The sequence below is a fragment of the Bradyrhizobium sp. genome (genome assembly GCF_049586575.1).
Classification (GTDB): domain Bacteria; phylum Pseudomonadota; class Alphaproteobacteria; order Rhizobiales; family Xanthobacteraceae; genus Bradyrhizobium.
In genome coordinates, this window is the sequence record NZ_JBAVCF010000532.1 from 20,227 (window position 1) to 39,509 (window position 19,283).

The window sequence follows — 19,283 nt, forward strand, 5'->3', positions numbered from 1 at the left end:
GCGATATTGGTGCTCCGCGACGGTCTTGCGGGGGCAGGGGTTTCGCTGGAGTAGCGAGTTATCTTCAATGGATCGCTGGCCGGAAATGTTCCCTCCAATTCCTCGTCCAGTTGAAGATCCAGTTCTCTTTTGTCCCGCTGCTTGAGCGTCTCTTTTGGCAATCGGGTGTCCTCCAACTGGCCTGTGATGTACGTGGTTTCTCCGGTGCAATTATTCGATACGCGGCAAAACTTCATACTGATGAAATGGTGGTGGTGAGGACAGAGTCCATTCCAGCGTGGTCGCACCGGGCCCCCACGGATTGTCGGCAGCCTCCTGCTTGCGAAAGAAGGCATAGGCCATGCCCACGAAGAATACGATCAAGCCTACGGCAGAAATATAGGACCCGACAGACGCAATCTGGTTCAGACCCGCAAAGGCGTCCGGATAATCGGCAATGCGTCGGGGCATTCCCGACAGTCCGAGGAGATGCATCGGGAAGAACGCTAGATTGACGCCGACAAAGGTCAGCCAGAAGTGCAGCTTGCCGATGGTTTCTGAATACATGTATCCGGTGATTTTCGGAAACCAGTAGTACCAACCCGCGAAGATTGAGAAAACGGCGCCGAGGGACAGCACGTAGTGGAAATGCGCAACCACGTAATAAGTATCCTGTAGCACCCGGTCGACGCCCGGATTGGCGAGCACAACACCGGTGACGCCCCCGATCGTGAACACAAAAACAAAACCAATCGCCCACAACATCGGCGTTTTGAATTCTATCGAGCCGCCCCACATGGTGGCGATCCACGAAAAGACCTTGATGCCGGTCGGCACCGCGATCACCATGCTGGCAAACGCAAAGTAGGCTTGGGCGCTGCTCGACATGCCGACGGTGTACATGTGATGAGCCCAGACGACAAAGCCGATGAACCCGATTGCAACCATTGCATAGACCATTCCTAGGTAGCCGAAGATCGGCTTGCGACTGAAAGTGGAGACAACATGGCTGACGATGCCGAAGCCCGGCAACACCATGATGTAGACTTCGGGATGGCCGAAGAACCAGAACAGGTGCTGAAACAGCACCGGATCCCCGCCGCCTTCGGCGCCGAAAAACGTCGTTCCGAAGTTGCGGTCGGTAAGGAGCATGGTAATCGCGCCGGCAAGCACAGGCAGAGACAACAGCAACAGGAACGCGGTCACGAGGACCGACCATGCGAATAACGGCATCTTATGCAAGGTCATGCCTGGGGCGCGCATATTGAAGATGGTGGTAATAAAATTGATCGCACCCAGGATTGAAGAAGCGCCCGCGATATGGATCGACAGGATTACGAAATCGACGGCCGGGCCGGGGTGACCGGACGTCGAGAGTGGCGCGTACAGCGTCCAACCGGTGCCAGCGCCGCTTGCGCCAGGCTCGCCCTCTACGAACATCGAAATGATGAGCAGCGCAAACGACGCAGGCAGCAGCCAAAACGAAATGTTGTTCATGCGCGGAAACGCCATGTCCGGTGCGCCGATCATCAGCGGTACCATCCAGTTGCCGAATCCGCCCATCATCGCCGGCATCAGCGTGAAAAAGATCATGATCAGGCCATGGCCGGTCACGAACACGTTGTAGGTGTGCGTATTGGTGAAAATCTGCAGACCCGGCTGCTGCAGTTCCATCCGGATCACGACGGAAAGGATTCCGCCAATCAACCCCGCGCACATCGCGAACACGAAGTACATCGTGCCGATGTCTTTGTGATTGGTTGAATAAAGATAGCGCCGCCAACCGGTAGGGTGACCGCGCGTATCGAAATAGTTCGTTGTATCAGCAGCAGAGAGCATCGGTAGGTTCTTCGATTACGATTATTCGATTACGCTACACGCTTTCTGGGATGGAAATAGGGTTTTATGCTGATGCCATCCGTTCTCAGGGGTGACGGCCGCGAATGAAAGCGAAAAGGACACATTGCGGCGGCCCAAGCCTATCTCTCGGCATGCCGATTTACCCGTCTCGACGATCATTGCTGTCGCAGTTCATTTTTGCCGTGCGGTCGGATCGACGGTCGTGTGGAAGAACGCGCATGATCCCACGCCTCTATGTGAGAAGGGTTTTGAGTTGCTCTATTTGCTTCCGATGCAGTTGCAGCATTTTAGTGAGATGAGAGTTCAATTCTGGATCAAAAATATTTGGAACGGCTTGCTCGATCGTCTGGACCAACTCAGCCTGATTAGCTGTCGCGGATGCAATCGCGTGCTCAAGGCTGCATTTCGTGCGATGTTCGTTGGTCAGCCTTTTGCGGGGAACTGCGACGGCCGCCCCTCTCATCGCGATTTCGTTTTGGAGCAGCACGCAAATCTCTCCTTGGTCCAATTCAGACCCGAGGATTAGGTCAGCAATTTTCAGGTTGGCTGCTTGACCGATGTTTGCGAAAGCTTTGGTGCCACCGCGCTCTTGCTCCAGTAGCGATTTGAGAAAGACGAGGACTTCTTGGCGAGACCAATACCCGAGATAGCCCGGATCGACTTCATGCATCCAGCAAGCAGGTGATGAATAATCGTGAACCGTAACGCCGTGGTTCGTTGGTTGTTGCAACTCGATTTTGCCCATTGCTTCGATCCCAAGGCCCCAAAGCGGCGCGCGAGAACGCTCGCATCGTCCACCATGTAGTGTCGGATAAAATCTTTGGTCGAGGCAAAGTACTCTCGACCCTTTCTCCAATTTTGCAAACGAGAAATATTGGCGTGTTAATGCGGAAAAATAGATACATAAAAATGGAAGAAGGTGGCGAGACACGACATCCAGCTGTTGCTTCGCATTGTTGCGCGAACGTAGGAATGCGAGCGTGATGACGATCTAGCGAACTTTTCGCGCAGATGGCTTCGCGGTCGTCTTGCCAGCTTTAGTTGTCGCTTTCGGGTTAGCGATTCGATGCATGATCTCGAGCGCACTGCCGAACAGGTCGCGATCGCACTCAATAGGATAAACGACGTATGCGGGCATTGAAAATTCGGGCGCACTGCCGATCACATTGAGCCGGTTGGCCTTGAGGTGGGGCAATACGATCCGCTTGGGGAAATAGCCGGAGCCGCCGTTCGTCAATACGTGCTGCAATCCCAACCAGCCGATATTCGCGGTTAGCGAAGGACCACCGAAATGCGGAAAGCAGACACTGTGTCTTGCATAAAATTCCGGCCCCCAGTCCACGTAGACATAGCCAGGTTGGGGCTCAGGTTCGTCGCTCGGATCTGTCGAAACCAGGATAAGTTGTTCTTCAAACAATTGCTCGATTTTCAAGCCGGGACGACTTTGTGGAGTGTACATGACTGCAATATCCATCCGACCTTCGACGAGCCCCTGCATAAGCGCCGATTCAAGACCGCTTTCGGCGCGTATCGATATCTCCGGTTTAGCCTCCCTCATCAATGGAAGCCACTGCAACAGAAATTCCTCCCACAGGCCAATCCGGCCGCCAACAACGAGCGTTCCGCTAAACCCTTCAGGAATTCCGATGTCGTGGCGCGCCTGTTCTATTGTTCGGACCAGCGTGGCCGCGTGCCGTTGAAACTGGCGTCCGGCGGGCGTTAGCGTCGTACCAGCCTTGTTGCGGACGAAGAGCGTGCAACCCAGTCGGTTTTCAAGTGTATGAATGCGCGTGCTGACCGTCGACTGGCTGACGTGAAGTCGATCCGCGGCATTAATAAAGTTGCCCGCTGTAACAACCGTGAGGAAGGTTCTGGCCAGTTCGGTGTCCATCGGCAGCTCCTTTGATATTGATCTTATAGATATCAAGCGTCGATATTATTCGTTTGTCAAAAGTAATCTTTGGCATAGATTTCTTTGGAAAATGGGTTTCGTCCTGATCGCCAACGTTAAGCGAGCGACGGCTATTGCCGAGTTTGGAATTCCGAAGAACGTTATTCTGAAGCATCCGCAGCAGGAGCGCGGGTCATGCAGAGAAATTCAGACAAGCGCCGCCGTGATCCGAGATCTCGGGATCCGAGATCTATCGATATGGCTGCGATTATTGCGTTGTTGGCTCTCGTCATCGCGGCGACCGTACGGTGGTAAGTGCTGCGGTTTTCAAACCTCCGGAAGCGATACCAGCGCGGCCTTGGTGCAGCCGGATGCGGACCGGCCTTTGCCGCAGGATATCTGACTTGGCTTTGGAAAACGAAATTTTGGGGCGGTGCCAATCGTTAAGGAAGGACGCAAAAAAATGAACAGGAGAAGCAAGCTTTGCGCGATTGCTTTGGTGGCGTGCGCTTCCATATCGGCATCAGCAGCATATGCCGAAGCAAACAAAGTCGTGATCGGCGATATCGATGACATGTCCGGCGTTTATGCGGACATCATTGGACCCGGCGGCGTCGAAGCCGCTAAAATGGCAATCGCCGATTTTGGCGGTTCCGTACTTGGAAAGAAGATCGAGCTACTCGTAACTGACCATCAAAACAAGCCGGACCTCGGCGCTGAGAAATTTCGCGAGTGGGCGGATCGAGATGGCCTGACCATGGTACTCGGCGGTTCCAATACCGGCGTCAACATTGCAATGGCAACGGTCGCAAAAGAGAAGAAGACTCCGTTTTTCGCCATTGGTGCTGCGGGAGCATCGCTCACCGGCAAGGATTGTACGCCTTACACGGTACATTATGCCTACGATACCACGGCGCTCGGTAACGGGACCGCCACCACCATTTTAAAGCAAGGCGGAAAGTCGTGGTTCTTCGTGACGGCTGACTATGCCTTTGGCACCCAGCTTCAGGATGCTGCGGCCAACGTAGTGACCGCCAGTGGTGGCAAGATTGTCGGCTCCGTGCGGGTCCCCCTGGCGACGTCCGACTTTTCTTCCTTTGTTTTGCAGGCGCAGAATTCGGGTGCGCAGGTTCTGGGTCTTGCCAACGCCGGCGGTGATTTCACCAACTCGCTCAAGGCCGCCAATCAGTTTGGGGTCACGAAGAAAATGAAGCCCGCCGCGTTACTCGCATTCATCACCGACATCCATAGTCTGGGTCTGGAAACTGCCCAGGGCCTCTACCTTACGACGGGTTGGTATTGGGATCTCAACGACAAGACCCGGGCGTTTGCGAAGCGTTTCTTCGAAAAAACAAAACGCGAGCCAACGATGACCCAGGCCGCCTATTATTCGGCGACGCTCACATATCTCAAGGCGGTCAAGGCCGCCAAAACAACTGATGCAGATAAGGTCATGGCGGAACTGCACAAGGCGAAGATCGACGACATGTTTACGTCCAATGGCAAAATCCGCGCTGATGGGTTGATGGAACATGAAATGTACATCATGCAGGTCAAGACGCCTTCAGAATCGAAACAGCCGTGGGATTACTATCGACTTGTGGAGACGATGCCCGGCGATCAGGCTTTCGGGAAGCTCTCTGACTCGAAGTGTCCGTTGCTCAAGGACTGAGAGCAATCGACCTTTCTGAGCGGCTTACAGGCAGGCAGGGGTCTTTACGTCCAACGGTATCAAACGATGAGCAATGAAATGTATCCAAAGGCCACGCCTGAGCACGCCCAAAAGCGGCGCGAGCTGGCGCCAAAGTCCGAAGCCGCCTTTCAGGCGTTCAGCCAAGCCGTGTTTGCAGATGGCGCTCTTTCGAAAAAGACGAAGCAGCTGATAGCGGTGGCGGTCGCCCATGTGACGCAGTGCCCTTACTGCATCCAGGGCCACACGAGGGCAGCGCTACGGTCGGGAGCGACTGCGCAAGAGCTGATGGAAGCAGTCTGGGTCGCCGCGGAAATGAGAGCAGGCGCCGCCTTCGCCCATTCGGCGCTAATGTTGGACGTCGTTGAAAGATCGACAAGCTAACGTCGTTGCCGGACGGGCGATCGACCGCATATAGGAGACATCATAAAGGCGTAGGTGGTTCAAATTGACCGATCGGGAGATGTTAGGGCCGCCTTGCGCGCCCAGCGACTGCGCAAAGAGATCGACGAGGAACAAATGACCATCAAATACAATCCGAATTCACGGTTGTCCCGCTCGGGACAAGTGTTAGTCCCAGCGCCGGGAAAATCGGAACTCGTATTGAGACGCCCGCGTTCATGCTCGCCGGAGTGGCGACATGCTCGAGGACTACGACGAATAGGTAGCCCAAATCCTTCGATCTTCGAAAAGTTAATCGGCGAGGCCAACGAATTGAAGGCGTTCCATGCGCGGACCGACCCCACGTCTCCGAGCTCTGGCGATCGTCGATCGCGCGGCGGCACACTAAAAAGATTTAAACTGAGCAGTTTTGAACAGCCTTCGTCGTCAGTTACGCTAAACTTTAGCTTTACCTACGAGAGACGGCCCAAACTGGATCTTGAGCCGAACTAACGAGTTAACGGATCAGATACAGCTCTTATCGTTTCTCTCGAAAAAGAAGCAAAAGCTCAATGGCAAGGCATCCGACTAGGTCAGGCGGCAGTTCGCCCCTTTGGAATTGGTTGCTGCTGATACCGTTCATCGCCCTACTCTGGGTGCCGTTCTATAATTTCGTAGAGCCGGCTCTGTGGGGTATCCCATTTTTTTATTGGTATCAGTTTCTCTGGGTGATTCTCACCTCTGCCCTGATCATTTGGGTGCATTACAAGAACGATTAGCCCAATCGGCACTTCGTAGCTACACGGCTAAATTATGAGACGAACATGAACTGGACCGCGATCATCGTCTTCGTCCTGTTGTTCGGAGCGGTGACGATTATTGGCTTTGCTGCAGCTCATTGGCGCCGTGGCGATCTCGACGTGCTGAATGAATGGGGTCTGGCGGGACGCCGTCTCGGGACCATCGTCATCTGGTTTCTGCTCGGCGGTGACGTCTATACCGCGTATACTTTTATTGCCGTACCGGCTCTTGTTTTCGGCGCCGGAGCTATCGGCTTTTTCGCGCTGCCTTACACGATCATTGTATATCCGCTGGTCTTTCTGATTCTGCCGCGTATGTGGTCGGTCGCGCACAGACACAATTTCATCACCGCCGGCGACTTTGTCCAAGGTCGGTACGGCAACAAGTGGCTCGTGCTCGCCGTAGCGATCACCGGCATCGTCGCGACAATGCCTTACATCGCGCTACAGTTGCTCGGATTGCAGGTTGTAATCGGCGCGATGGGCGTTGGGACGGTCGGATTCTATGGCGATCTGCCGCTCATCATCGCCTTTGTCATCCTTGCGGCATTTACTTATACCAGTGGCCTCCGCGCTCCGGCGATGATCGCCGTGGTGAAAGACACGCTTATCTACATCACCGTGCTTGCCATGGTCATCGTGGTTCCGATCGAACTTGGTGGCTATGGAAAGATGTTCGCGATGATTCCACCCGCGAAGCTTTTGCTCGCAGGTCCGAAGGACGGCAATCTTGGCCAATTCTCCGCCTATGCAACCTTGGCACTCGGCTCGGCTTTTGCCCTATTCCTCTATCCGCACACCATGACGGCCGTGCTCAGCTCGAACAGCCGGGAAGTGATCCGGCGCAATGCAGCTTATCTGCCAGCATATTCTTTTATGCTGGGTCTCCTTGCACTCACGGGCTTCATGGCCTTGGCTGTGGGGGTCGATAAACTGCCCGAGTTCGCACCACAATTCGCTCAGTACGGGACGAATTTTGCTGTGCCCGCCCTTATCCTCCACACCTTCCCTGACTGGTTCGTCGGGATAGCGTTCGCGGCCATCGGCATAGGCGGCCTGGTGCCGGCGGCAATCATGTCAATAGCGGCATCGAACCTGTTTACACGCAATATCTATGTCCAGTTCATTCGACCGAATTGCACTCCGAAGCAAGAAGCGCAAAACGCGAAGATCACGTCGCTAATTGTCAAGTTCGGTGCCCTTCTATTCATTATTTTTATGCCTCTCAAATATGCGATACAGCTGCAACTGCTCGGCGGCATCTGGATTAGCCAGACCATTCCCGCGGTCATCGTCGGTCTCTATACGCGCTGGCTTAATCCTTGGGCGCTTATCATAGGCTGGGCAGCGGGTCTTATCGCAGGTACGTGGATGGCTGCCTCGCTCAGTTTCCAGTCCGCCGTTTTTCCGTTGGCAGTCGACGGTTTCACCGTGCCCGGTTACGCAGCGCTCTATGCGCTCGCGATCAATTTTGCAGTGAGCATCGTGCTCTCGCTGCTGTTCAACCAGATCTTGGCGACTCGTGGCACGGACCTGACGTCGGCCGCGGATTACCGCGTCTGATGCGGCTAGACCAGATCCGGCTGCTTCGAACTGTTTTTAATCGTGCATTCAATCGGTTCCGACGGCTGTCTCTGTCGCAAACCAATGCGCCTCAGCGGTTAGTTTACAGTTTGCTCGGATAAGGCGCACGCTGCCAACTGGAGTCACCCAAGGGAGGATCGCCGAAAAGGGGCGCGCTGGTCCGCTCCCAAAGTGCTGTAAGGAGCTTCAACGCAGATTAGCGGGCAATCGCTTAAGCAGACGTTCGTAGATATTTGCACTTCTGTATCGTTCGGCCTCATTATGTGTCTTTGATAGAGCTTCGGGAACGACGCCGGCAGCGAACCGAAGGAGGACAGACATGACAGTTTCGACGGAACGAGCAGTCCTTGCTGGCGGCTGCTTCTGGGGTGTGCAGGATCTGCTACGCCGGTATCCCGGCGTGATCTCAACCAGGGTGGGCTACACCGGCGGCGAGGTACCAAACGCGACGTATCGCAACCACGGCAATCACGCGGAAGCCATTGAGATTACCTTTGATCCGCAGGCCATCAGCTATCGGAAGCTGCTGGAATTCTTTTTCCAGATCCATGATCCCTCGACGTTGAACCGCCAGGGCAACGACCAGGGAGCGAGCTACCGCTCGGCCATCTTCTATACCAGCGAGGAGCAGAAGCGGATCGCGGAAGACACCATCGCCGATGTCGATGCTTCCGGCCTTTGGCCGGGCAAGGTTGTCACGGAGGTGGCACCAGCCGGACAGTTCTGGGAGGCCGAGCCCGAGCACCAGGATTATCTGGAGAAATATCCGGACGGCTACACATGTCACTTCATTCGGCCGAACTGGAGACTGCCGCTCCGGGCGGAGAAAGCTGAATCAGGCGCGGGCGGAGTTTCGGCGGCGTGACAAAAGGATCCGATTTGCTGGTCGCCGCTCTCGAGAACGAGGGCGTCGCGTACATCTTCGCCATTCCCGGCGAGGAGAATCTCGACGTGCTGGATTCGCTGCGGCGCTCGAAGATCAGGCTCGTACTGACGCGGCACGAGCAGGCTGCCGGCTTCATGGCGGCCACCTACGGTCGTCTTACCGGACGCGCGGGCGTGTGCCTGACGACGCTGGGTCCCGGTGCGCTCAATCTAACGACGGCCGCGGCCTACGCGCATTTGGGCGCGATGCCGATGGTCATGATCACCGGACAGAAGGCGATCCGGAGCAGCCGTCAGGCGCGCTTTCAGATCGTCGACATCGTCGCAACGATGCGACCGCTCACCAAGATGGCGACGCAGATCGTCTCCGCGCAGAGTATTCCGACTCTGGTTCGCGACGCGTTCCGGGTCGCGAACCAGGAGCGGCCGGGCCCGGTGCATCTCGAACTGCCGGAGGATATCGCGGCCGACCATGCCGATGCGGACATCATTCCCTCACATGTTGTCGAACTTCCGGTTGCGTCTGCAGCGGCCATCAAGCGCGCCGCCGCCATGATCATAGGCGCCAGCAGACCTCTCGTCATGCTGGGCGCTGCGGCAAGCCGTCCGCAACTCGCCGAGCCGCTGTCGGCGTTTGTACGAAGATGCAAGATCCCATTCTTCAACACCCAGATGGGGAAGGGCGCTGTCAATGCGGGCTCCAATCTCTATGTGGGTACGGCCGCGCTGTCCGAACGGGATTGGGTTCACGAGGCCATCGACCAGGCCGACCTGATTATTTCGATCGGCCATGACACCGTCGAGAAGCCTCCTTTCCTGATGGGCAATAATGGACCGCAAGTCATCCATGTCGGCGCCACGCCGGCGACGGTGGAGCAAGTGTACTTCCCGCAGGCGGAGATCGTCGGAGACGTTGGCGCCAGCCTCGCAGGCCTGGCCGATCGCCTGGAAGGCAAACTCCCCAATGCATCGGCACTACTGGGTCTGCGGGAGGGGATTCTTGCCCACCTCGCCGAGCGTTCGACGGAGGATCGATTTCCGCTGACGCCTCAGCGCATTGTGCACGACGTCCGCCAGGTCATCCCGCCGGGCGGTATCGTGGCCCTCGACAACGGCATGTACAAGATCTGGTTCGCCCGCAACTATCGCACCAGCGTCGCCAATACGCTGCTGCTCGACAACGCCCTCGCGACCATGGGGGCGGGTCTTCCTTCGGCGATCGCGGCGTCGCTCATCCATCCGAACAGACGCGTGCTCGCCGTCTGCGGCGACGGTGGCTTCATGATGAATTCGCAGGAGCTTGAGACGGCCGTGCGGCTCAAGCTGAACCTCGTCGTACTCGTGCTCGAGGATCGCGCCTACGGTATGATCCGATGGAAACAGGAAGTCGACGGGTTTTCCGACTTCGGCCTCGACTTCGGCAATCCTGATTTCGTCGCCTATGCGAAGTCATACGGCGCCAAGGGTTCTCGCGTCGGCAAAGTCTCGGAACTCTCGACGATGCTCGAAGCTGCTTTCAGAGACGGGGGCGTTCATCTCGTTGTGGCGCCTATCGACTACAGCGAGAACATGCGCGTGCTTGTCAACGAGCTGCACTCGGTAGTCCGGGTTTTGTGAAAACCATTTTACAGAGCCTGGCCTAGAAGCCAACGTCATGGAACGTCGAGCTTTAGCACTTTTCGGAAAATGGCCGGTTTGGCTGACGAGGTCTGTTCTCCGCGGATAAAGCAGACGTCCGCCATGCAACAAGAACTGGTTTTTGCGTACTTCTCGAATTGCACCTAGGCGGTCTCGCTCTCTTCCAACAAGCTAACGCCGTGAATTAGTGCTTTCGATCCGGTGCTCGCGAGCGATGCGAATGATGTGGTGGACGGCGCCCACTCTGCGGCATCGAAGTGCCATAGGATGGTTGCGTCGAAGCAAACCACATTGAGGGGAGCCGTCCATGCGCGAGGTTATCACGATCGGTCTCGATATTGCGAAGTCGGTATTTCAGGTTCACGGCGTTGACCTCGATGGCCCTGTGGTGATCCGCAAGCCTGTCGGTCGAGCAAAGGTCGTTGAATTCTTTGGCGATTTGCCGCCTTGTCTCGTCGGCATGGAAGCGTGCGCAACGGCGCACCAATGGGCACGCGAACTCAAGATGCTCGGGCATGATACGTGGCTCATGCCGCCGAGCTATGCCAAAGCCTATGTGAAGCGTGGGACAAGTCTGCGAATTCCGTTCGAAGTGTGGCTTCAGTTCTGTTCATTGTTCGTCCGTCAAGTTCGCCGAATCTGCTGCAAGCGCTTTGAGTATTTCGGCTGCTTTGATGTTCCGGGTGTCGTCGGGATGCTTGGTTGCCGTCCTTGTTCGCCACTCCGACGCTTGGTCTAAGATTTCTGCGAAACTATCGGTGCAATCCTGTTGGTCGTTTAAAATCATTTTCTGTTTCTGCTTTCAGGCTTGAAAAAGCCGCCGCGCAATTGCGGCGAGTTCGGATACAACGCGAAATGACCCGGCGTGCTGTCGGGTTGAAGTCGATGGAACGCAATGCGAGCGAGTGGATTGGTTTACTTAAGGAGCCTTAAAATGGCACAGAGCGATCACGATCCCGAAGATGGCAAACAAGTTCTAGCGCGACCACACGACACCGGCAGTCAGGCGAACGAAACCTTCGATGGACTAGATGCCGAGACAGAGGCGTTACGACATGCGACGGAAGACGCGCCTGCCGGACCCGGCAAGATTGAGAAAACGCCAGTTTTTGATCGGGCCGGTTTAGCGCCTGAAATTTGAGGTCGGTCATGCAGATAGGAAAGAACTCAAACGAAACACGCCTAGCGGAAAGCGGTCCATCTGTGCTGGAGCTTCTCACGACCCCCTCAGAGGCGAAGGTTGCGCGTTACATCCTCGAACAAAAGATCGAGAGTTATCGACAGAAGATAGCTGAGTCTGAACTTGCTCTGGCGATGCAGCGGAATCGGCACGACGATCTGCTTAGACAATTGGCTAAGGAAGAAGCTCAGGACTAGATAGTGTCGCCTCTGATTGGGTTCCGAATGAATCACCCCTTCGACCCTCGGGACTACGCCCGTCACCGGGCGTCAACGTCCCACAGAAGGACAAGGCCCCGGCTTCCCCGTTAAGCTGGGGCCGTTTCTTGTATGCCGAGCATGTTTGACAGCTTGGAGGTGGAAGTCCTTTACCCAACCTGATGGCGGCGAACGGTTAGCGATGCGCAAGGGCGAACTTACCTCGGGAGATCTCCGTCGTGTCCGGGACACCGGACTGAGCGGGGTCGTAAGACCCGTGATCGCGGCGGAGAAGTCAGCAGACGGCGTAGTCGGCGAAACGAGTTTCGCTGAAGGCCTGAACGCTGGAAAGACGGAAAGACGTTTGGATGTGGAAATCTCGAGCTGGCCGTGCGGCAGAAAATCCAGACCACTGGCCTTCGGAGCGGTGGAAAGGGTGAAGCCCGGACGGCACTGCCCGAAGGGCCGAAGCCAGCACGTGGAAATCCACGATCGAGCCTCTGGCACGGACGCAAAACAAACCGTCTGTGGCTGGCGAACCGCCGTATACGAACCCGTATGTACGGTGGTGTGGGAGGGGAGGAGTCGCGAGACTCCCCCTATCCCGATTTTAAGGTCGCCATCCGCCAAGCGGCTCAGAAAGACCCAAATGAAAAAGCCGGTCATCAATCCATCAGAGCGCAACTGCCCGGAATGTATGGGCACCGGCTTTGCAGTGGTGAAGCACCCAACGCGCCCCGGTGTCAGGATTTATGAGCAGTGCAAGGAATGCCTTGGCAAGGGAAGGGTTGCCGGCAACTGAGGCGGCCTTACGTCATGTGGCAGGCGGCTCAATGTCCGGCGCTCGTGGTGTCAGATCGAGCGACGCGCCCGTGGTATCCCAGCGCCGAACATTCCAAGCAGAAGTCGGGCATTCGTTCCGGGGTGATGGCTCCCTGAATCGAATTAGGTTGCGTGAAGGATTTCGAAATCGAAACCCCGGTCTGCTCGGCAGCCCGGGGTCGCGACACGCTCGGAAATTGATCGCAGGCGAGTGTCACCCGCGGCTGCGGAGTGGTGGAGGAGGCGGTACATAGCGCTGCCAGATCGTCCCGTTGTCGAACTGAATCGTCATGCCATCGGCCGCATAGACGGCACCATAGTTGTAGACATCGATCCAGATGCGGCTCGCCGGATAGAACCAATCCGGCCAGGCACGGGAAGCTACGCCGGCTTCCGTCAACAGATTAAGCTCGGGTCCGTTCTGCGTGACATAGGCCAAGTTGCCGCCGCGGCACGCTTGCACACATTGATAAGTACCGGGCAGGTTGACGGATTGGGCGAATGCACCAGTCGCTGTCAGGGCAGCACCGATGCAGATGATCAGTGAGAGGCGTGTCATACATTTATCCTTTCGTTCGCAATTAGGTTCGCTCGCAAGAAGAAGCTGCAATCAGAACGTCAAATGCCAGAAACTTCGAAATGATTTCCATAGTGGCTCCCATGAGCTCAATTGATGACGATCTTCTGATCAAGAAGTTTTTCATCAAAACATCTCGCCGGAAGCCGACGTTGATCCACGTCAATTGGGTGTAGTTATGAGCGTGTCTGGCGCCAATTGGCTATCGCATCACTCCACGCATTTCCGGACGAACTGGATCCGTTCGAGCAGCCCAAGACCTTGTGCCTGGGCCTGTTTGCGGCAGCCCTCACGCTTGTCGATTTGCAACTCGACCTTTTGCATGAGGCTTAGCCCAACATCAGCCGATACAGGAGCCCCGCCGGCCGCGGCCGAAGCCGACTCATTTCCGGCGTCGACGGACGGTCCATCACCGGCCGCACGCGCTGCGTCCTGAAGGCGCTTGAGGTCCTCGGGGCTGAGCTTCGGCCGCTCAATACTGAGTGAGACCTTGTTCAGCTTCCCGGTGAAGGTGAACGGCGTACTGTAGTCGTCGTCGTTTACCGGGGTGCCAGTGTCCGAACCGATGTCGAGCGACTCATCCCACTGCAGGATGAAGGGTATCGTATGCTCCATTTTCTCGGTCGCCACCGCCTTGCCGTCAACTTTCAATACCCCGGTGCCGCTTGCGCCGACGCCGGTAAAATTCGCGAACGCTATGGTCGCCGCACCTAGACCATCATATTTAAAGTCGAACTCGATCACGTGCTGGCCGGGGGTCAATTCCGGTCCCTCCCAGCGCACTCGCTTCAGATCGACCAGGTTCCAGGTGAATACAGGCTTGTTCTTCAGAACGTAAAAGCCGTAACCGCCGAACCGTCCGCCTTGCGTGATCAGCATGCCTTCGGCGCCGCCCTTCTGAATTTCGACATCCACCTTGAAATTATAGGAGGCGTTGAGCAGGATCGGCGCATCGCCGTTCGGCACACCGGTGATCGGCCGGGTCCAGGCGAACGAAGTGCGCCCGGCGCTGAGGCTGGGCCGTGGCGTGACAAGCCGTGCAACCAACGACGAGTCCAGCGGCAAGACCTGATATTTCTGCGCTTCCTTCCAGAACAGATCCTGCATCTCCTTTAGCTTGGCAGGATTCTTGGCCGCGACGTCTTCATACTGGGTCCAGTCATTTCTCAGGTCATAAAGCTCCCACGGGTAATCCTCCGGACTTGGCAGCTTCGCAACCGTTACCCATGGTGGCCGCATCACCTTGGTCGAGGCAATCCATCCATCGTTGTAGATCGCGCGATCGGCGAACATCTCGAAATATTGCGTCTTGTGGGTCGAAGGTGCGTTCGCGTTCTTCTTGTCGAAGGTATACAGCATGCTGACACCCTCGATCGGGCTCTGCTTGATGCCGTCGACCATCGTCGGCTGCTTGATATTGGCCGCTTCAAGAATCGTCGGCACGATATCGATGACGTGATGGAATTGAGTGCGAACTCCGCCCTTGTCGGTGATCACCTTTGGCCAGGAGATCGCCATGCCCTGGCGTGTGCCGCCGAAATGCGAGACGACCTGCTTGGTCCAGGAGAACGGCGTGTCGAACGCCCAGGCCCAGCCGATTGACATATGATTGTAGGTACGGTCCGTGCCCCAGACGTCATAGAAATACTTGAGTTGCTGTTCGACCGACGGATTGGCGCCGTTGAACATCGCGACCTCGTTCGGCGTTCCGTTCGGCTGACCCTCGGCGCTCGTGCCATTGTCGCCCTCGATGTAGATTATGATCGTGTTGTCGAGCTTGCCGAGGTCGTCGACTGCCTGAATCACACGACCGATCTCATTGTCGGCGTAAGCGGCAAAGGCCGCGAAGATATCGGCCTGCCTAATGAACAGTTTCTTTTCGTCGGCATTGAGCTGATCCCATTCCTTGATGAGATCCTTCGGCCACGGCGTCAGCTTGGCGTCCTGTGGAATGACGCCGAGTCTCTTCTGGTTAGCAAAAATAGTCTCGCGCAGCTTGTTCCAGCCGTCGTCGAACAAATGCATGTCGCTGATCTTCTTCACCCACTCCGGCGTCGGATGATGCGGCGCGTGCGTGGCGCCGGGCGCGAACTTGATCAGGAAGGGCTGGTCGGGGGAGAGCGCATTGATGCGATTCATGTAGTCAATCGCCTCGTCGGCCATCGCCGTCATCAGATTCCAGCCGGGCTTTCCGACATAGGGATAGATCGGCGTCGTGTTCTGGACGAGATTGCCCGGCTCCCACTGATTGGTGTCGCCGCCCATGAAGCCGTAGAAATATTCAAAGCCCATGCCGGTCGGCCATTGGTCGAAGGGACCGGCCTGCGACGCCTGATATTCCGGCGTGTTGTGGTTCTTGCCGAACCAGGCGGTGTGGTAGCCGTTGTCCGTCAGGATGCGGCCGATGGTGGCCTTGTCCTTGGTGATGACGCTGTCGTAGCCGGGGTAGCCGGTGGCCTGCTCGGCAACGACCCCAAAGCCAGCTGAATGATGGTTGCGGCCCGTGATCAGGGCCGCGCGCGTCGGCGAGCACAAAGCGGTTGAATGGAAGTTGGTATAGCGCAGGCCGTCACGCGCAATTCGGTCGAGCGCGGGCGTGGGGATGACGCCGCCGAACGTGGAGGATACCCCATAGCCGGCATCGTCGGTGATGATCAGAAGCACGTTCGGCGCCCCCTTGGGAGGCACGATCCGCGCCGGCCAATAGGGGGTAGATTTTGTCGCGTCGCGCTCGATCTTGCCGCCAAACTTTTCCGGAGGTGCCGGAAGCTGGTCACCGGGAATCGTCGTGGTGGCGCTCGGCGAGCCCGGCACACCATTGATCTGCTGCGCGGACGCGGCTGCAACCATAAAGGTCAGTGTCAACATTACAGTGCTTAATCGACCGATGCTCATGAACATCTCCATTCCGCAATGTGCACAATATCAAGATGAACTGAGCTGGGGCCGATAGTTTGATTTGGATCAAATGTCGAATTGTACGAACTATGGTGATGCAAGTTGCAGCGCAGATATTGCGGAGTTCGAAAAGGCCATCCGCGTTTCCGCAAGAAACCCATTTGCAGGACTAAGGGCGCGGCGAGCGTGACGTCTTTCGGCGGTGGCAACAAGACGATCGGTGCGCGCATAGTTTCGGCTGGCGACGCTGGCTCGTTCGCTGCAAAGGAATGCATTTTATTTCGATATGGTCGCGCGCCGAAGCTGCTGAATGAGTCCGGCCAAACTCCTGTCATCCGGCGCGACCGCAGCCAGTTGCTCTGCATAGATTAGCGCAGAACCGAGGTCGCCGGCCGCACGATTGAAGACAATCAACGCTGACAGAATGTCATGATCGCTAGGGTGACGCGTCTGGGCCTCCTTCAATACCGTGATAGCTTTGTCGGTTTGACCGTCGGAATTCAGCGCAACGGCGTAGACATAGGCATAGCGCGCGCTATCCGAATCGAGTTGCGCGGCCTGCCGGAATTCGGACAACGCCGCGGCCGATTGTTTGAGCCTCGTCAGCGTCAAGCCAAGCGCATGGTGCGCTGCGGCCTCGCGCGGCGAAACGGCGATAGCCGCGCGAAGCACGGCTTCGCCCTCACTGTCCCGGCCAAGTTGCCGGTACAGATCAGCGAGATTGATCGACGCCGGGAGGTATTGCGGGCTGAGTTGCAGCGCCATCTTGTACTCGGTCTCGGCGCCAACTGACTGACCACGCCGGGCAAGAAAACTGCCCAATGTGGTGCGAGCTTCGGGCCGGTCTGCGTTGGAGCGCTGCGCATCGACAAATTCGGCTGCGGCGCGATCAAAACGCTCACGATCGGGTGCAGGCTGGCTCGGGGTCGGAACGGCTGCGAGCAGCGAAGCGGCCGCGATCCGAACACCACGTACCGGGTCGGACAGTAGCGGCGCTACTAGCGGCCAGACTTGGCTCGCCGGCACATTTGCCAGCATGTCAAGCGCGCCTATCCGGACCATTGGGTCGGGGTCGGCGAGTGCACCTCTGGCTACGGTAATGTTCGCTGGCGAAATGCGGGGCGCAAGCTCGGCAAGCGCGCTCGCGCGCGCGATGGCTGGCACATTTTGATCCGAGGCCAAGACAGCCAGGAGTGCGGCAGCGTCGGCCTGATCCGAGCGCGAAGCATCGAAAGCGGCTGCGTAGGTCTGAAACCCCATGCGGTTAGGGCCGAACCACCCCTCGACCGCAGCGGCGGCCCACTGCGGATCTTTGTCATTGTGGCAATCGTTGCACGCGTTCGGGACGCCGAGCTTGAGGGAAATATCCGGCCGTGGGATTCGGAAGCTATGATCGTGCCTGATATCGACGACCATGTAGGTACGGACTGGCATGTGGCACGATATGCACGAAGGCGGCGGGTCGATGCCGGTATGGTGGCGGTGCCTGGCATCGGCATATTTTTCGGGCGCATGGCACCGCAGGCAGACACCCTCGCCCGAGGCTCGAAGTTTAGCACTGTGCGGGTCATGGCAGTCGGTACAGGTCACGCCGGCCGCAAACATCTTGCTCTGCTTGAAGGGAGCATAGTTATACGCTTCCTCCACGTCGCGGATCTGGCCGTCAGCATGATAGGTGCTGGGCACGAGCGGTTCGACCACGTGGGTTTGCGATAGCCACTGGCCGGGGATCCAATCCTCGTTGAATCCGCCACGTCGCGCATGGCATAGTCCGCAAGTCTCGACCTCCTTGCGAAGTGGCACGGGCGCGACACTGCGGTGCGCCGTTCCCGTTTGCTTGTCGATCGGCCAGGTCACGTCGCGGCGCTCGTCGAAGCGGACAAGCAATCCCTTGTTCAAATCTTCTCGTCTCCCAAACGGCCACCAGTTTTTTTGATCGTGCGCCCACGCTGCATGAGACGAGCCCTGTCCATGGCAAGCCTCGCAACCCACGCTGATTTCCGCCCATGTCGTGGCGAAGTGATCAGTCCTGGCATCGTAGTTCTTGCGCACGCCGGTCGAATGACACTCCGCACACATGAAATTCCAGTTCTGGTTCAGTTTGGTCCAGTGCAGGACGTCATCGTGTTTGATCTCTTCGTTCGGGTAGATATGAAACCAGTGCTGCCCGCCTTTATCTTTCGGCCTGGTGTCCCAGGCGATCGAGAACGCCTGAATCCGGCCATCGGGAAATTCGATGAGATATTGCTGCAGCGGATCGATGCCGAAAGTGTATTTCACCTCGAACACGGCGAGCTTGCCGTCCGGCCCGTCGGTTTCGACCAGGAATTGGTGACCGCGGCGGAAGAAACGCGTATGTACGCCGTAATAGTCAAAGCTTACGTCGTTGAAATCGCCGAGAACGGTCTTGTCGGTTGCATGTTGCATCGCAGCCTTATGCTGCGAGGCGCCCCACAACCTTGCTTCGGTCTGGTGGCACCCAGCGCATGTCTGGCTTCCGATAAAGCTTGCCGTCGGCGAAATCTCATTGCCGCGCCGCAGATCCAACCCAAAGCCGGTGGCAACGACGATTAGCACAGCGACCGACGCAGTAATCCAAAGCCGGCTTCTTGACAGGAAGGCGGTTCCGGAATTGTCGGGAACGGCACCGTGCGACGCGGTCTGGACAACCTCTCGGACAGGTCTCTTCCGCCCTCCGTCAGAATTGGAGGACTTGCGTCGCTTGCGTGCCAACGGCCTCGTCCCTCAGTTCAGGATCGCCAAGGGCGATCGAGACAGGGCACCCATCATCGGCTGACGTACCGTCAAGTCAAGCGAAGAGGCGAATTGAGGAAGTTCAGTTCGGGCAGCGTGAATAGTTGATGCTGAACTCGGGCATTCCGGGAAAGGTACGTGTGATGG

16 protein-coding genes and 1 pseudogene are annotated in these 19,283 nt (G+C 57.0%); 11 read left to right on the forward strand and 6 right to left on the reverse strand.

The features are described 5' to 3' along the window. Window positions 1-210 precede the first annotated feature (210 nt). The 3 genes from ctaD to WB528_RS20000 form a co-directional block, all read right to left on the reverse strand. Window positions 211-1,818, reverse strand: coding sequence for a cytochrome c oxidase subunit I (gene ctaD, locus WB528_RS19990; protein ID WP_423890137.1), 1,608 nt, complete (start codon window positions 1,816-1,818; stop codon window positions 211-213). Between the two features lie 253 nt (window positions 1,819-2,071). After that, complete coding sequence (locus WB528_RS19995) at window positions 2,072-2,584, reverse strand: DUF6306 domain-containing protein (protein ID WP_423890138.1); 513 nt, start codon at window positions 2,582-2,584, stop codon at window positions 2,072-2,074. 246 nt (window positions 2,585-2,830) lie between these two features. After that, window positions 2,831-3,730 carry a LysR family transcriptional regulator gene (locus WB528_RS20000; RefSeq protein WP_423890139.1) on the reverse strand — a complete coding sequence of 300 codons (900 nt, stop codon included), beginning with the start codon at window positions 3,728-3,730 and terminating at the stop codon, window positions 2,831-2,833. Between WB528_RS20000 and WB528_RS20005 the strand changes: the two genes are divergently transcribed. The 11 genes and pseudogenes from WB528_RS20005 (at window position 3,723) to WB528_RS20055 (ending at window position 12,887) form a co-directional block, all read left to right on the forward strand. Next, window positions 3,723-4,133 carry a hypothetical protein gene (locus tag WB528_RS20005; RefSeq protein WP_423890140.1) on the forward strand — a complete coding sequence of 137 codons (411 nt, stop codon included), beginning with the start codon at window positions 3,723-3,725 and terminating at the stop codon, window positions 4,131-4,133. The two genes, WB528_RS20000 and WB528_RS20005, sit on opposite strands and share 8 nt — an antisense overlap. A gap of 60 nt (window positions 4,134-4,193) precedes the next feature. Then, the gene (locus tag WB528_RS20010; RefSeq protein WP_423890154.1) at window positions 4,194-5,402 is read left to right on the forward strand and encodes an ABC transporter substrate-binding protein; all 1,209 of its coding nucleotides are present in this window, start codon (window positions 4,194-4,196) and stop codon (window positions 5,400-5,402) included. 66 nt (window positions 5,403-5,468) lie between these two features. After that, window positions 5,469-5,804, forward strand: a complete 336-nt coding sequence (locus WB528_RS20015) for a carboxymuconolactone decarboxylase family protein (RefSeq protein ID WP_423890141.1) — start codon at window positions 5,469-5,471, stop codon at window positions 5,802-5,804. A 569-nt stretch (window positions 5,805-6,373) separates the two neighbouring features. Continuing rightward, window positions 6,374-6,580 (forward strand): DUF3311 domain-containing protein, encoded by a 207-nt coding sequence (locus WB528_RS20020; RefSeq protein WP_423890142.1) that lies wholly within the window; start codon window positions 6,374-6,376, stop codon window positions 6,578-6,580. 45 nt (window positions 6,581-6,625) lie between these two features. Beyond that, on the forward strand, window positions 6,626-8,164 hold the full coding sequence (mctP, locus tag WB528_RS20025) for a monocarboxylate uptake permease MctP (RefSeq protein WP_423890143.1): 1,539 nt from the start codon (window positions 6,626-6,628) through the stop codon (window positions 8,162-8,164). 340 nt (window positions 8,165-8,504) lie between these two features. After that, on the forward strand, window positions 8,505-9,050 hold the full coding sequence (gene msrA, locus WB528_RS20030; protein ID WP_423890144.1) for a peptide-methionine (S)-S-oxide reductase MsrA: 546 nt from the start codon (window positions 8,505-8,507) through the stop codon (window positions 9,048-9,050). Continuing rightward, entirely contained in the window at window positions 9,047-10,687 is a 1,641-nt protein-coding gene (locus WB528_RS20035; protein ID WP_423890145.1) for an acetolactate synthase large subunit, read from the forward strand. The genes msrA and WB528_RS20035 overlap by 4 nt, the downstream gene beginning before the upstream one ends. 328 nt (window positions 10,688-11,015) lie before the next feature. After that, window positions 11,016-11,276, forward strand: a pseudogene (locus tag WB528_RS20040) (IS110 family transposase); the annotation flags it as partial. A 366-nt stretch (window positions 11,277-11,642) separates the two neighbouring features. Next, window positions 11,643-11,849, forward strand: coding sequence for a hypothetical protein (locus WB528_RS20045; protein WP_423890146.1), 207 nt, complete (start codon window positions 11,643-11,645; stop codon window positions 11,847-11,849). 8 nt (window positions 11,850-11,857) lie between these two features. Next, window positions 11,858-12,085 (forward strand): hypothetical protein, encoded by a 228-nt coding sequence (locus WB528_RS20050; protein ID WP_423890147.1) that lies wholly within the window; start codon window positions 11,858-11,860, stop codon window positions 12,083-12,085. A gap of 649 nt (window positions 12,086-12,734) precedes the next feature. After that, window positions 12,735-12,887 (forward strand): hypothetical protein, encoded by a 153-nt coding sequence (locus WB528_RS20055; RefSeq protein WP_423890148.1) that lies wholly within the window; start codon window positions 12,735-12,737, stop codon window positions 12,885-12,887. Between the two features lie 234 nt (window positions 12,888-13,121). On the opposite strand, the gene WB528_RS20060 is transcribed toward WB528_RS20055, so the two are convergent. The 3 genes from WB528_RS20060 to WB528_RS20070 form a co-directional block, all read right to left on the reverse strand. After that, the gene (locus WB528_RS20060; protein WP_423890149.1) at window positions 13,122-13,466 is read right to left on the reverse strand and encodes a hypothetical protein; all 345 of its coding nucleotides are present in this window, start codon (window positions 13,464-13,466) and stop codon (window positions 13,122-13,124) included. 228 nt (window positions 13,467-13,694) lie between these two features. Next, complete coding sequence (locus WB528_RS20065) at window positions 13,695-16,385, reverse strand: arylsulfatase (RefSeq protein WP_423890150.1); 2,691 nt, start codon at window positions 16,383-16,385, stop codon at window positions 13,695-13,697. A 273-nt stretch (window positions 16,386-16,658) separates the two neighbouring features. Then, window positions 16,659-18,809 (reverse strand): tetratricopeptide repeat protein, encoded by a 2,151-nt coding sequence (locus WB528_RS20070; protein ID WP_423890151.1) that lies wholly within the window; start codon window positions 18,807-18,809, stop codon window positions 16,659-16,661. Window positions 18,810-19,283 lie beyond the last annotated feature (474 nt).

Coding starts and splice junctions, on each gene's coding strand:
- ctaD (WP_423890137.1), bottom strand. CDS start 1,818: ATGCTCTCTGCTGCTGATACAACGAACTATTTCGATACGCGCGGTCAC.
- WB528_RS19995 (WP_423890138.1), bottom strand. CDS start 2,584: ATGGGCAAAATCGAGTTGCAACAACCAACGAACCACGGCGTTACGGTT.
- WB528_RS20000 (WP_423890139.1), bottom strand. CDS start 3,730: ATGGACACCGAACTGGCCAGAACCTTCCTCACGGTTGTTACAGCGGGC.
- WB528_RS20010 (WP_423890154.1), top strand. CDS start 4,194: ATGAACAGGAGAAGCAAGCTTTGCGCGATTGCTTTGGTGGCGTGCGCT.
- WB528_RS20015 (WP_423890141.1), top strand. CDS start 5,469: ATGAGCAATGAAATGTATCCAAAGGCCACGCCTGAGCACGCCCAAAAG.
- WB528_RS20020 (WP_423890142.1), top strand. CDS start 6,374: ATGGCAAGGCATCCGACTAGGTCAGGCGGCAGTTCGCCCCTTTGGAAT.
- mctP (WP_423890143.1), top strand. CDS start 6,626: ATGAACTGGACCGCGATCATCGTCTTCGTCCTGTTGTTCGGAGCGGTG.
- msrA (WP_423890144.1), top strand. CDS start 8,505: ATGACAGTTTCGACGGAACGAGCAGTCCTTGCTGGCGGCTGCTTCTGG.
- WB528_RS20045 (WP_423890146.1), top strand. CDS start 11,643: ATGGCACAGAGCGATCACGATCCCGAAGATGGCAAACAAGTTCTAGCG.
- WB528_RS20050 (WP_423890147.1), top strand. CDS start 11,858: ATGCAGATAGGAAAGAACTCAAACGAAACACGCCTAGCGGAAAGCGGT.
- WB528_RS20055 (WP_423890148.1), top strand. CDS start 12,735: ATGAAAAAGCCGGTCATCAATCCATCAGAGCGCAACTGCCCGGAATGT.
- WB528_RS20060 (WP_423890149.1), bottom strand. CDS start 13,466: ATGACACGCCTCTCACTGATCATCTGCATCGGTGCTGCCCTGACAGCG.
- WB528_RS20065 (WP_423890150.1), bottom strand. CDS start 16,385: ATGTTCATGAGCATCGGTCGATTAAGCACTGTAATGTTGACACTGACC.
- WB528_RS20070 (WP_423890151.1), bottom strand. CDS start 18,809: ATGCAACATGCAACCGACAAGACCGTTCTCGGCGATTTCAACGACGTA.